Annotated in this window: 14 protein-coding genes; 6 read left to right on the top strand and 8 right to left on the bottom strand. The window is 41.1% G+C overall.

The annotated features are described in order from the left end of the window. Positions 1–14: 14 nt before the first annotated feature. Positions 15–887, bottom strand: a complete 873-nt coding sequence (locus KCG35_RS04675) for a PHP domain-containing protein (protein WP_215818503.1) — start codon at positions 885–887, stop codon at positions 15–17. A 265-nt stretch (positions 888–1152) separates the two neighbouring features. Between KCG35_RS04675 and KCG35_RS04670 the strand changes: the two genes are divergently transcribed. From KCG35_RS04670 to KCG35_RS04660, 3 genes are all read left to right on the top strand, one after another. Next, positions 1153–1749 (top strand): septation protein A, encoded by a 597-nt coding sequence (locus KCG35_RS04670; protein ID WP_215818502.1) that lies wholly within the window; start codon positions 1153–1155, stop codon positions 1747–1749. Positions 1750–1758: 9 nt separating this feature from the next. Beyond that, positions 1759–2058, top strand: a complete 300-nt coding sequence (locus KCG35_RS04665) for a YciI family protein (protein ID WP_215818501.1) — start codon at positions 1759–1761, stop codon at positions 2056–2058. 272 nt (positions 2059–2330) lie between these two features. Then, the gene (locus KCG35_RS04660; protein ID WP_215818500.1) at positions 2331–3005 is read left to right on the top strand and encodes a TIGR04211 family SH3 domain-containing protein; all 675 of its coding nucleotides are present in this window, start codon (positions 2331–2333) and stop codon (positions 3003–3005) included. On the opposite strand, the gene KCG35_RS04655 is transcribed toward KCG35_RS04660, so the two are convergent. Beyond that, positions 3002–3277, bottom strand: a complete 276-nt coding sequence (locus KCG35_RS04655) for an Rdx family protein (protein ID WP_215818559.1) — start codon at positions 3275–3277, stop codon at positions 3002–3004. The genes KCG35_RS04660 and KCG35_RS04655 overlap by 4 nt on opposite strands. Positions 3278–3471: 194 nt before the next feature. Between KCG35_RS04655 and KCG35_RS04650 the strand changes: the two genes are divergently transcribed. Next, a complete protein-coding gene (locus KCG35_RS04650) occupies positions 3472–4113 on the top strand; it encodes an O-methyltransferase (protein WP_215818499.1) in 642 nt (213 codons plus the stop codon). On the opposite strand, the gene KCG35_RS04645 is transcribed toward KCG35_RS04650, so the two are convergent. The 6 genes from KCG35_RS04645 to KCG35_RS04620 form a co-directional block, all read right to left on the bottom strand. Next, the gene (locus tag KCG35_RS04645) at positions 4110–4760 is read right to left on the bottom strand and encodes an ion channel (RefSeq protein ID WP_215818498.1); all 651 of its coding nucleotides are present in this window, start codon (positions 4758–4760) and stop codon (positions 4110–4112) included. The two genes, KCG35_RS04650 and KCG35_RS04645, sit on opposite strands and share 4 nt — an antisense overlap. A gap of 35 nt (positions 4761–4795) precedes the next feature. Then, positions 4796–5860, bottom strand: a complete 1065-nt coding sequence (locus KCG35_RS04640; RefSeq protein ID WP_215818497.1) for a DUF2804 domain-containing protein — start codon at positions 5858–5860, stop codon at positions 4796–4798. Further along, positions 5857–6297 (bottom strand): acyl-CoA thioesterase, encoded by a 441-nt coding sequence (locus KCG35_RS04635; RefSeq protein WP_215818496.1) that lies wholly within the window; start codon positions 6295–6297, stop codon positions 5857–5859. Before KCG35_RS04635 ends, KCG35_RS04640 begins: the two co-directional genes overlap by 4 nt. A 194-nt stretch (positions 6298–6491) precedes the next feature. Then, positions 6492–7418, bottom strand: a complete 927-nt coding sequence (trhO, locus tag KCG35_RS04630; protein WP_215818495.1) for an oxygen-dependent tRNA uridine(34) hydroxylase TrhO — start codon at positions 7416–7418, stop codon at positions 6492–6494. A gap of 33 nt (positions 7419–7451) precedes the next feature. Beyond that, a complete protein-coding gene (locus KCG35_RS04625) occupies positions 7452–7883 on the bottom strand; it encodes a hypothetical protein (protein ID WP_215818494.1) in 432 nt (143 codons plus the stop codon). Further along, positions 7884–8195: a BolA family protein gene (locus KCG35_RS04620; protein WP_215818493.1), complete on the bottom strand. Its 312-nt coding sequence runs from the start codon at positions 8193–8195 to the stop codon at positions 7884–7886. It abuts the gene before it with no gap. Between the two features lie 915 nt (positions 8196–9110). On the opposite strand from KCG35_RS04620, the gene KCG35_RS04615 reads away from it, so the two are divergent. Continuing rightward, positions 9111–9413, top strand: a complete 303-nt coding sequence (locus KCG35_RS04615) for a YebG family protein (protein WP_215818492.1) — start codon at positions 9111–9113, stop codon at positions 9411–9413. 136 nt (positions 9414–9549) lie between these two features. Next, positions 9550–12432, top strand: a complete 2883-nt coding sequence (gene rapA, locus KCG35_RS04610) for an RNA polymerase-associated protein RapA (RefSeq protein WP_215818491.1) — start codon at positions 9550–9552, stop codon at positions 12430–12432. Positions 12433–12506 lie beyond the last annotated feature (74 nt).

Below are 12506 nucleotides of genomic sequence, written 5' to 3'. Positions count from 1 at the left end.
CTACTGTTTTATATTCAAAGCGACCAGGCAGACCAGACTGGTCGACACTGTTTGGGTAATGGAGGTACTTTGCCCACATCAGCCCAGCGGGTCGCAGGCCCATGAAAGTCGCTACCACAGGATGCCAGTAACTCATAATCACAACTTAACTTGGCTAAATACGCTAAGCGATCGGGGGTAGTACCTGCAGTAGCCACTTCCATCCCGTGGCCACCATATGCTTTAAACTGCTGTAGCAGGCTACGTAGCTTAGTATTAGTCAATTTATATCGAGCAGGATGCGCCAATACGGCTTGACCGTCTGCTTCACTAATCCAAGTGATAACTTGCTGCAAATCTGGCCACTGGCTTTTTACATCGCCCATTTTGCCAGCCCCCAGCCACCGCTTAAATGCCTGATCACGAGTTTCCACAAAGCCTGAACGAACCATATGTTCCGCAAAATGGGGCCGTCCTAGTTGTAACTCTTGATCAGCAAAAATACCTTCTGTTTGTTTTCGAACAACCTCTAATGCACCCTCCAATGGGTCATGAACACCTATTTTGGCTAAACGTTCTGCAATTTTGATAGCACGAGCTTCCCTTGCCTGATGCTGAAAAACGAGTGCTTGCTGCAAACCTGGCGCTTGCAGATGAATATTTAAGCCCAATACATGTAATGTGATCCCTCGCCAAACGCAGGAAAACTCAATACCAGGAATAACAACCAAAGGTTGTGATTGTAATTCTGATCCACAAGAATGATTCAACCAGTTAATACCAGCCACACTGTCATGATCAGTTATGGCAAGCACATCAACTTGTTGCGCTTTTGCGCGGTCAATCAGAGCTAAAGGGGATAATAGGCCATCAGAGGCTGTTGTATGAGTGTGCAAATCGTATAGCACGTTAACTCTCTATTTTTACTTACATCAGCTCATAGTAACAGTTTTTATTGATGTGTGTTAATGTCATCAAGCCTCCCTAGCTCGCTCAATTGAACTAAACTAATCACTAAGGACTCAAATAACAGCAGAAATACCTCTTTAGTACCAACTTAACAATACCCTCAGCCTGACCCCTGCCATTATGGTAGGAAGACTTTTTATTTAGATTGCCAACAAAATAAAGTACTATAAACGCTTACTTACTACCCAGGGTGACAGAAACGCAATGAAATTCTTTGTTGATCTACTCCCAATCATCATTTTTTTCACGGTATACAAACTTACAGGTGATTTTTTACTGGCAACCATCAGCATTCTGGCTGCAACTGGTCTGCAAATGGCTTATAGCTGGTTTCGTCACCGCAAAATTGAACGTATTCATCTTATTTCAGCAGGGTTGCTTGCAGTACTTGGTGGTATGACACTGCTTTTTGATAACTCCGCCTTTTTACAATGGAAGCCTACTATCCTCTACTGGGTAATGGGTGTGGCCGTCCTTGTTTCTCAGTTTTGGGGAAAGAAAAACCTTACCCAGCGAAGTCTTGAAGGGTTGCTAAAAAGCTCAAATGTTCAACTCCAAGCAGTACCAACCACTACCTGGAATAGGCTAAATTTAAGCGTTTTTGGGTTTCTAGCGGCAATTGGCGTCGCCAACCTTTATGTTGCTTACCAGTTCAGTGAGTCAGCTTGGGTCAACTTTAAATTATTTGGCTTAACAGGCATCACGCTAGTTTTTATGATTGCGTTGATTATGCCACTATCTCGCTATATGGATTCTGAGCAAAAAACTGAGCCTGCAATAATCAACGAAGACCAAGAATAACAGAACCTTATGCTATATATCATAATTGCTGAAGATGTCCCAAATAGTCTGCCCCTTCGTCAGCAGGTACGTCCACAACACCTTGCTCGACTAGAACAACTTAAAGAGGAAGGCAGGCTGGTGATAGCAGGCCCTACACCAGCTATCGATAGTAGTGACCCTGGAGAAGCTGGTTTTACTGGAAGCGTCATAATTGCTGAATTTGGCTCATTAGAGGATGCTAAAAGTTGGGCAAATGATGACCCCTACATAAAAGCAGGTGTGTACGCTCAAACAACGGTAAAACCTTTCAAGAAAGTTTTCCCGTAATAGTTTTCTCGCTTTGCCTGCCCCACTCAGATTGGCGGACTAAGACGCCAATAATTCTAAGTAAAAGGTCAGGCTTACTGCCCCAGCGATGTAATATCGTTTTTATCCGTTCAAGTTCATAAAAAATTTGTGTTATTCTCTTAATCTTTCCTTTGTTTGTTCAATGAAAAAATAGCGTTGACTATATTTTGCTAACACATTTAAAGCTGAATAACTTTTTCTGAACAACACAAAAAACTACGTATTTTTGCTGAGACAGGGAGTTGGGCCGAATGCGAAGCATTGTGACCTTTTTTATTGCAGTCTTTTTTTTACTTTCCTCATCTGCTCAAGCTGCCCGTATTGGATACGTCGGTGATGAAATCTATGTCCCCCTCCGTGCAGGTCCAGCCAGTAGCTACCGTATTGTCCATTCAGGTCTTAAAACAGGTACTCAACTTGAGATTCTCGCCTATGACCTCGAAAAAGGTTACAGCTTAGTTAAAACACCTTCAGGTTTAGAAGGATATATTGAAAACCAATACCTGGTTGAAGAACCTGTTGCCAAAATTCAGCTTGAGGAGTTACAAAGTGACATGTCTTCCCTAACTGCGGAAAAAACCAGGTTAGAAAAGCTTATTACTGATTATAAAAATGAGCACCAAGATATCTTATCCTTGAATGACCAACTAAAAAAAGAGAAACAAACCATTCAGAAGCGCCTTCAAACACTTGAAACAATGACAAAAAATACACAGCAAATTGTGGCTCGAAATAAAACGCTCAGCAATACTCACACTCAGCTCACTGAACAAATCAATATCTTACAAGCGGAAAATAGTGAGCTATCCCAAATGGCCTACTTAAAGTGGTTCTTGTATGGGGCAGGTACTATGATTCTTGGCATCACTTTAGGCTTAGTTTTGCCTCGAATTAGACTACGTCGTAAACAAAGTGAATGGCTTTAACTATCGATATGGCCTAAGTCTCTATCTGGCTGAAAATAATTGCGTAAGCGTTGTTTGAGTATTTTTGCCTCAGGAAAGCCTCCATCACGCTTACGCTCCCAGAGCAAAACATCATCTGCATAGATATAAAACCGGCCGCCGTGCGTAGGCTTAAGGGTAACGCCTGCAAGATCCTCAGCAAATGTGTTTAAAAGCTCCTGAGCCAACCAAGCCGCTCTAAACAACCACTGACACTGACAACAGTACTCAATCGTTACTAATGGCTTCTTCATCATAATAACCTCAAACTAATCCAAACGTAATCATCGATTACACTGCATTATTATTAATAGTTATTCTGGCCAAAAAGCCAGCTATACACTCTTTAGCATTCAATCGTTTTATTCCTGCTGAAGCAAATAGCTATTCAAGAATGGACACGTTAAACTAGCCGGCCATCATTACTTCTTTTTACACGATCATTATTATGCTGGACTATCTTGTTAACCCTGATATAGAAGATTATTGCCACCAACACACCACAAAAGAGTCAGACTTGCTCCTCTCCCTTATTGACGAAACCAACCAAAATATGGGCTATCCCGTCAAGTTATCGGGTAGACAGGTAGGGCGCCTATTAAAACTGATTGTCAGCATTAGTCAAACCAAGACGATTCTTGAAATTGGTATGTTCACTGGCTACTCAGCATTATCAATGGCAGAAGCATTACCTGAAGAAGGTAAAATCATTTGTTGTGAAACAAACCCTCGAGCAATTGAGTTCGCTAAGCAGTTTTTTGAGCAATCGCCTCATGGCCATAAAATTGATATTCGCTTTGGTAAAGCTTTGGATACCATATCATCCCTGGTTGAGATGACTTTTGACTTAGTGTTTATTGATGCTGACAAAAAAAACTACACCCATTACTTGCATTCAACACTACCGCTTGTTAGGTCAGGAGGACTCATTATTGTTGACAATGCACTGTGGCAGGGAAATGTACTGACACCTAATGATGAGAGAGACCAGGCTGTTGCTGAGTTAAACCGTTATGTTGCTGAAAGCGAAACACTTGAAAATGTCTTACTTAGCATTCGCGATGGCGTCAATATCATACGAAAGTGTTAAGCGATTTTTTGAGAAATATGCATTCCCACCAGCCTGGCAACAGAAACCGCTAAATAAAACTGCCCAACAACAGCTTCCAGTGCAGTCAATGACTGCGCTGCTCGGGTAATGGGTACCATATCACCAAGCCCTAACGTGGTTAAAGAAACATAACTAAAATAGATAAAACCCCACACATCATAACCATCCACAGCATTAATGCCATGGAATGAATCTGGATGAACCAACTCAATGAAGCTGTAGCATAACGCCCACCAAATACCAAACAACAGGTAAACACACATAGCACCATAAAGCGTATCACGCGTAATAACCGTGTTAGCAAATACCAGTTTAATAATACGAATAATAATGTACGCAAAAAAAATGATGTACAAAAAAGTGTCCAGCATTGCAAAGGTTGGTGTTCCCCTGCTTACAGATATCCAGCCAGTAAGAGCTGTAGGAATCGCTAAAATCAGTGTTGAAATTAATGTCCGTCGATCATGACTAAAAACATAAATAGAGCAGACCAGTAACAAAGTTAAACTGGCTTTCAACATAACGCTACGGGTAATAAGCTCAGGAATTAAAGGAAAGATAATACCCACTAAAATAAGTGCAACTAAAAGCGAGGCAAAACTATAGCGTGGGACTTTTACTTTCATTCAAAGCACCCTTATTCCATAGGCTTACCACACTCCTACCACTTGGCATAATGCTCTTCAACAAATCCTAAAATATTATCTACTTGAATTGTTTGCTGTCCAGTCTCTATCGTCCCTGAAAAATAGCCATAGAGTTGATGAAAATTGGTCGCCATTAACCATAAATTTAAACATTCACGGTGCGCACCAAGAGGCGTAAACGTTAAATTAAGAGACTTATCATAAGATGTGATGTGCCAAGGCAAATAGATATCATCCACATGATAGTCAAAGTGAATATGATCTATTTTTCCTAACTGGCCATCCAACCAATAACAGTTTTCAGTAAAGCTCGTTTCATTCACACCTGCAGATAAATTCAATCCCAGCCATTCGCCAGAATGCAACCTTCCACCTAAGCATGCCCAGTTCCAAAAAGTTTCTCGGCGCATATACCCAGCTGAAAAGTCATGGTGGGCAGATGCCTTTACTTTGGATAAATCAAAGTGACCCCATTCACAATGGATTTCACCTTGAACAGCCAACCCAGCCACTTTTTGCGCATAAACCCAGCCAGTTGGACCACAACGTGTACAAATACGTAATGGCTGCATAGGTTGAATTGCTTCATCAAATACACAGTTTACATTCAGGTTGGGCAACTCAATACGAAGTGATTTCGTTCGTGTTAACCGATCATATTTCATGACAATAACCCGGTTACCACGCTTAAAATAGCTGCCACCTTCATCCGGGCTTAAACTCAAGTGACAGTTCTGGCTCAGTAAATCATGAAATGTTAATGCCCACCTTTGCTTAGAAGGTGGGTGATATAAATAACAAAATGCCAACCCCACCAGTTTGGTATCGACCAATGCACAACCTAAAACAATTTCAGGTGAAATAATTCCGTAATATTGAAAAGCATTAAAACCAAACCAACGTTGCCAACGCGATGCAACCTTCCCCATTGGCGTCAACAAACGGCAATCACGATAATTTATTTCAGAAATTGGGTAATCTATAATCCCAAATCGAGGCTGACCATTTTGTTGGATTAGCTTTGCATCAGGGAACTGCTCTACAGATTCATGTTGATCAATCAGCATGCTTTCGCTCAAACCTGACTCCCTTCTAGTTTACGAATAGCCTCAGTAACATGATCAGGCAATGCAGTTTTGGTGTGCTTTGACACATCAAAACACACCACAGTCCCAATTCCTTCTGCTGCAATTCGCTGTGCCTTTTGACTAAAAACAACATACTGCATTTTTATTCGATCAGTGAGTATTTCCGTTACTTTCGCGCCTATCGCCAATTTATCTGGATAAACCAGAGGCATTTTAAAACGACAAGAGGTCTCAGCCAAAACAGGCACAAGGTGTTGTGAATCCAGTAAATTACCCTGCATCAAGCGCTCAAAATAGGCTATGCGTACATTTTCAAAATAATGAAAATAAGTTGTGTTATTCACATGCCCTAATGCATCCATCTGCCCCCATTCTACAGTTGCATCTATGACCACAGGCATTGAAGCAATTTCAAAAGATGATGCCATAAACCAACTCCTTGGACTTCACACTCATCCGACATAAGCCTATTAATAAATAATTCAGCTTCTGAATTGTATCCAAGCTAAAACAGGAAACCTGCTATGAAATGTGACTTTCTGGTTTTTATTCATGAGGTTTTAAGCAAACTTAGGCGTTGCTTAATCCTTTAAACAACACCTGTTAATAACTTAACTGGTAACTATTTATTCTTTTTTGCTTGTGTGGAGCCAATGGGATGAGGTTGTTGACGCTGCTTAGCTAAGTCAATCTGCTTTTGTCTTGCCATGACTCGCTGTCGAGTTCGCTCAGATTGAATATCGAAACAATTAGGACAATACACACCAGGCATATATTGAGGCGAACGCTTATCTTCCTCACTTATTGGCTCTCGACAACCAAAGCACATGTCGTACCGTCCTTCAGAAAGATCATGCTTTACTGCAACTCGCCCATCAAAAACAAAGCACTCCCCCTGCCACAAGCTTTCATCTTGAGGCACGTCTTCCAAATACTTCAAAATACCACCTTCTAAGTGATATACCTCTTCAAAGCCCATATCCAACATAAAAGCTGATGCTTTTTCACAACGAATCCCACCCGTACAGAACATCGCCACTTTTTTATGCTTTTTGGGGTCTAGCTGTTTCGCATAATCGGGAAACTCTCGGAATGTTTTTGTCTCAGGGTTAACGGCTCCCTGAAATGAGCCAATTTTGACTTCATAATCATTTCGAGTATCTATTAACACTACTTCAGGATCAGAGATGAGTGCATTCCAGTCCTGAGGCTTAACATATGAGCCCACTTTTTTGGTTGGATCAATCCCTGGCTGTCCTAATGTAACAATCTCTTTTTTGAGTTTTACCTTAGTTCGGTAAAATGGCATTTTTTCACTATATGATTCTTTATGGGCTAGGTCTGCCAAACGATTGTCAGACCTTAAATATGACAAAAACTGGTCCAGATTAAATCTAGTGCCCACTATCGTGCCATTAATACCCTCTTTTGCTAGCAACAAGGTACCTTTGATATCATATTTCAGCATTTCCGCCTTATAACTAGCCTGCAGCATCTGATAATCCGATAGCTCAACAAACTTATATAATGCTGCCACCACAAACGACATAATTGGTTCTCACTAATAAAGGCTAAATGGTAATTACTCACCCAGGTTATTTTCTTGGTGTTTTAGAATACGAGGCCAGCGCGTACTTTTATGTTGAGACTGAGGATCTGTTATAGTGACAACATAGATACGGGTAATACCTGCATCCTCAGTCAATAACCCTTGAATAAACTCATCTTCACCTAAAGTATACCAGTGACTATTTCCCTGCTGATCCTTTTCCATAAATCCATCAATCATAATTTTGACGGGCCTAGGATTATAATTATTCCACTTCCCAGAATGGATTGATTCTAAGCGCGCCCACCCACCTAAGGGAGTAAAACCAGGCTGTTTTTCTCTTCTGCCCCAGGGAACAAGTACTATCTGCCCACGCTTACTGCGAACAGGCAGGCAACTCTTAGGATTGGGAAAAAAAGTGCGAATCGTCTCTTGTTCTTGTTGGAAGGTCACTCCACCACACATTTAATGACCCCCACCCTGACAATTGGGTGATTGTGGCGCTGAGGCTGATCGTGTTTGCCACTCTTCAGGTGTATAAGTATGAAGTGCTAATGCATGTACTAGGCCCGCCAGCTCATTGGCTAACAGATGATAAACCAGCTGATGACGGGCCACACTGCGTTTATCAGCAAAGGCTTTGGAAACAATAACAACCTTAAAGTGTGTACTTGAGTCAGGTGGGACATTGTGCATATAACTTTCATTCTGCACATCTAAATACGTTGGCTGCAAACCCTCATTCAGCTTGCTAATAATGGCATCTTGCACAGTCACGCACTAACCCTCAAAATCCAGAAATTCTTAGTACAAGCCTAACAGAATTAGCTCACACCATACACACATAGAGATTAGGGTTAAATACTGAAAAACAAGCAGCTAGCTGCTTTTAGACTGGAAATTATAGATAAGAAAAAGACAGATAAAGCAGTTAAAAGGACCTGACCTCTTTTATCTGTCTCATCTGCCTTTTAAGCACATATCAGCATGATATGTTTTAGCGGGCGATACCCCACTTATAGTTTTGTTATTATATGCAGCCAGAAGCTGAGCAATAATTATTGATAACTCTTAACCTACCCTGCGTTCGCTCTTGTTTCGCCAGCTCTCCTTTTGTTTGTTAATGTGCATTCAACTATTTAATGTTAAAAAAGTGATATAACACTTACCACCCTGAATCATCTTAAGTAATTTAGATCTGTTGTTAAAATACACTTTATGTTGTTTTTCAATTTAAGATCATTGTGTCTTATACTTTTTACTATCGTGTTTTATAAACCAAGCAAAACCACCTAAAAACACAATCACCATTGTTACAACAAATAGGCCAGCTACAACTGTCCCAGCAACAAACATGGTCGAACCTCACATTAACTGTCTTGAATTGCTTGGATGGTTTGTATTACTGCATTGACTGTTTGTAAGGCTAGCACTGATCTCTCAGAAGGATATTTGACTTTAGTCAATACGGATAAATAACTAATCAGCATCAATTCTTCTATTGATTTACCGCAATTTTTTCTAATACCAGAGAGCTGGTCATCAAACTCCCAAACAAATAAGTCACACTTAAAGTTTTTAACAATCCTCAGTTAATAATAGACATCAATACTGATATTTTATACAGTGTGCGCTTTACTCTAGGGATACCAACTCAACCCTTATCCTGCGTAAATTCAATCGAGGTGACCCATGCCGGTAATACCCATGTGGAAATGTGATAGGGATGGCAGTATGTTTGATGATAAAAAAGCTGCTGAAGAGCACGATAAAATGCTGGAGCTGGCGGCTAACATCACTCACATGTTAGAACGTCATTATTCAACAATTGATGAAAAACTTGCGGAAGACATTGGCTTGCTTTTTGCCCAAAACAAGGAAACAATCGCTAAAGCAATAAAAGGAAAGCCTGAGCTCATTTTAGAAATTGAGCCTCAAGCTGACCTGAAAACAGCTGCATCCTCCAGTAAAAAAGCTGAGAAAAAAGACACATAGTGTTGCATTGCTGGCTTACACTTTGATAAACCGTGTAAGTCAGCCTGACAATTATTATTTGTCTCACCTCCCTATTGTCATTCTGTCAGGATCAGCTACCATAGCGGCTTTTTTTCAGAGGTAGTAGGCGTAAAGCATGACAACATTTGCTCCAGGACAACGTTGGATTAGTGATACCGAAACAGAGCTGGGTCTGGGTACTATTCTGACGCTGGATAACCGCCTGGTCACGCTATTATTTCCTTCCACTGGCGACACACGGATTTACTCTATCCATAACGCTCCTTTGACCCGGGTGGTTTTTAATATTGGTGATACGATTGAAAATCATGAAGGCGAGCAGGTTAAAGTCACAGATGTTGCTACTAAAAATGACCTAATCACATACACTGGTAGCAATTCTATAGGGGAAACTGTTGAGGTACCCGAATCATGTTTGGGTAACTTTATTACATTTAATAAACCACAAGAGCGTTTATTAGCTGGACAGCTAGATCAAAACCAGCACTTTTCCCTAAGGTATAAAACATTACAACATAATCACCAATTACTTAGCTCTAATCTACTCGGTTTAGTGGGCTCACGCACAGCGTTAATTCCCCATCAGCTGCATATTGCTTACGAGGTAGGACAACGAACAGCACCTCGTGTATTACTTGCAGATGAGGTAGGCCTTGGGAAAACCATTGAGGCAGGGCTGATCATTTATCAACAACTTTTATCAATGCGTGCCCAGCGTGTTTTAGTTATTGTCCCAGAAACACTTCAACATCAATGGCTAGTAGAGCTGCTTCGTCGTTTCAACCTGCACTTTAGCTTGTTTGATTTAGAACGCTGTCAGCAATACCCAGACGAAAACCCTTTTGACAGTGCACAACTTGTACTGACAAGCCTGGAATTTCTCTCTCAGCATCCTATCTACCACGAGCAATGCTGCAAAGCGGGCTGGGACTTAATGATTGTTGATGAGGCTCACCACTTAACCTGGTCTATTGACCAACCCAGTAAACAGTATTTATGTATTGAAAAGTTGGCACACGCAACACCAGGCGTGCTACTACTAACCGCTACACCTGAACAGCTGGGTAAAGAGAGTCACTTTGCTCGGCTGAGGTTGTTAGACCCCATACGTTTTCATAGTTTAGAAGCGTTTATTGAAGAAGAAACCGCTTACACGCCAGTCGCAAAAGCTGTTCAAAACTTAATTGAACTTGACTCGATTAGTGAAGATACCGCTAAACTCCTTCTGACGTTTACCTCTACAGAGCAACACAGAGCACAAGACTTAATAAACGTTATCCAAACATCTAAAGATAACGACGAGCGAGAGCAAGCAAAATCTTCTCTCATCAATATACTGCTTGATAGGCACGGCACCAGTCGTGTTCTATTTCGTAATACTCGTGCTGGCGTGCATGGTTTTCCTGGGCGACTTGTACAGCCTTATCCACAACAAATACCCGAACTTTACAAACTTGCCTGGGAAGATAGCGAAAAGCTAGAAGAGTTTCTCTTTCCTGAAATAGCATACCAGCAGAGAATTACTGTTGACGATAAAGATCCTTGGTGGCGATTCGACCCAAGAGTTGATTGGCTCCTTACTCTACTCAAAGCATTAAAAGGCGAAAAAATATTACTTATTTGCGCTAATGCCACAACAGCGCTTGACCTTGATGAAGCGATCCGAGTTCGCTCTGGCATACCAAGTGCCGTGTTTGAAGAAGGCATGTCGATTATTGAACGTGATCGTGCTGCTGCTTATTTTGCCGACCAAGAGTATGGATCACAAATTTTAATTTGCTCTGAAATTGGCAGCGAGGGACGCAATTTTCAGTTTGCTCACCACTTGGTTTTATTTGACTTACCACTCAACCCTGACCTGCTGGAGCAACGCATTGGTCGACTTGACCGGATCGGACAAACAGAAGCCATTAGAATTCATGTACCTTACTTTGAAAGCTCATCTCAAGCCCTGGTCTATAGCTGGTACCATGATGGCTTAAATGCTTTTCTAGATACCTGTCCAGCTGGCACACAGCTATATTCACTCTTTCAAAAAGAAATAATTACTTTATGCCAACAAACAAATCCATTTAACGATGATAAGTGGCCAACCCTACTAAAAAATACCCAACAGCAGCTTAAACAAATTGCACATAACCTTCATGAAGGGCGAGATCGCCTTCTTGAGCTCAACTCTCAGGGTAATATTAAAAGCTTTGACCTGATAAATGCACTTCAAAACGAAGGGAATAGCAAAAAGCTTCGTAAATACACTGAAAAGTTATTTAGCTGTTTTGGTATTGACCATGAAGATCACTCAAAGGATTGCATTGTCGTCAGACCCAGTGAGCAAATGCTGGTACCCTCATTTCCAGGCTTGCAAGAAGAAGGTATGACCATGACCTTTAGCCGAGATATTGCTCTCAGTCGTGAAGATATACACTTTCTCACCTGGGAACACCCTCTATTGCGTAATGGCATGGAGATGTTACTCGATAGTGAGTTTGGTAATACCACAGTTGCCCTACTGAAAAATAAAGCGCTTAAGCCTGGCACAATGCTAGTAGAAGCAATTTATGTAGTAGTACCACCAGTTGAGCACCGTCAATTACATCGCTTTTTACCTCCTACCAGTATTCGTACTTTAATTGATCCTAAAGGAAATGACCTCAATAACAGTGTGAACTTTGATACACTTGATGCTCAGTTACATCCTTTAAAGAAAAAGACTGCACGAAAACTGGTCAAAGCACAACATGAACCCATCATGCAAACATTAAAGCTGGCAGAAAACGCAGCGGCCCAACAAATGCCGGATATTGTCAAATCAGCTACTCAAACGTTTAAGACAACACTTGGTGCTGAGCTTGAACGTCTACAAGCACTTAAGGAAGTAAACCCTAATATCCGGGAAGAAGAAATTACACATCTTCAACAAACTATCGCATCTGGGCTTAGTGGGTTATCTCAAGCTCAACTCCGGCTTGATGCTGTACGTGTTATGTTTGCTGGGTAAAACTGAGAGGGAATATAACGTAAGTAGGTGCTACTAACGCCCTACTTACGCTTTACAGTTTAATTTATTAAAAA

Origin of the sequence: Zooshikella harenae (genome assembly GCF_018837975.1) — a bacterium.
GTDB classification, from domain to species: Bacteria; Pseudomonadota; Gammaproteobacteria; order Pseudomonadales; family Zooshikellaceae; genus Zooshikella; species Zooshikella harenae.
Note: the sequence above shows the minus strand (reverse complement) of the source record. Positions and strands in the feature narration are given on the sequence as shown.

What these genes read in the sequence shown, in the direction of transcription:
- KCG35_RS04670 (WP_215818502.1), top strand. Translation starts at nt 1,153, where the DNA reads ATGAAATTCTTTGTTGATCTACTCCCAATCATCATTTTTTTCACGGTA.
- KCG35_RS04665 (WP_215818501.1), top strand. Translation starts at nt 1,759, where the DNA reads ATGCTATATATCATAATTGCTGAAGATGTCCCAAATAGTCTGCCCCTT.
- KCG35_RS04660 (WP_215818500.1), top strand. Translation starts at nt 2,331, where the DNA reads ATGCGAAGCATTGTGACCTTTTTTATTGCAGTCTTTTTTTTACTTTCC.
- KCG35_RS04655 (WP_215818559.1), bottom strand. Translation starts at nt 3,277, where the DNA reads ATGAAGAAGCCATTAGTAACGATTGAGTACTGTTGTCAGTGTCAGTGG.
- KCG35_RS04650 (WP_215818499.1), top strand. Translation starts at nt 3,472, where the DNA reads ATGCTGGACTATCTTGTTAACCCTGATATAGAAGATTATTGCCACCAA.
- KCG35_RS04645 (WP_215818498.1), bottom strand. Translation starts at nt 4,760, where the DNA reads ATGAAAGTAAAAGTCCCACGCTATAGTTTTGCCTCGCTTTTAGTTGCA.
- KCG35_RS04635 (WP_215818496.1), bottom strand. Translation starts at nt 6,297, where the DNA reads ATGGCATCATCTTTTGAAATTGCTTCAATGCCTGTGGTCATAGATGCA.
- trhO (WP_215818495.1), bottom strand. Translation starts at nt 7,418, where the DNA reads ATGTCGTTTGTGGTGGCAGCATTATATAAGTTTGTTGAGCTATCGGAT.
- KCG35_RS04625 (WP_215818494.1), bottom strand. Translation starts at nt 7,883, where the DNA reads ATGTGTGGTGGAGTGACCTTCCAACAAGAACAAGAGACGATTCGCACT.
- KCG35_RS04615 (WP_215818492.1), top strand. Translation starts at nt 9,111, where the DNA reads ATGCCGGTAATACCCATGTGGAAATGTGATAGGGATGGCAGTATGTTT.
- rapA (WP_215818491.1), top strand. Translation starts at nt 9,550, where the DNA reads ATGACAACATTTGCTCCAGGACAACGTTGGATTAGTGATACCGAAACA.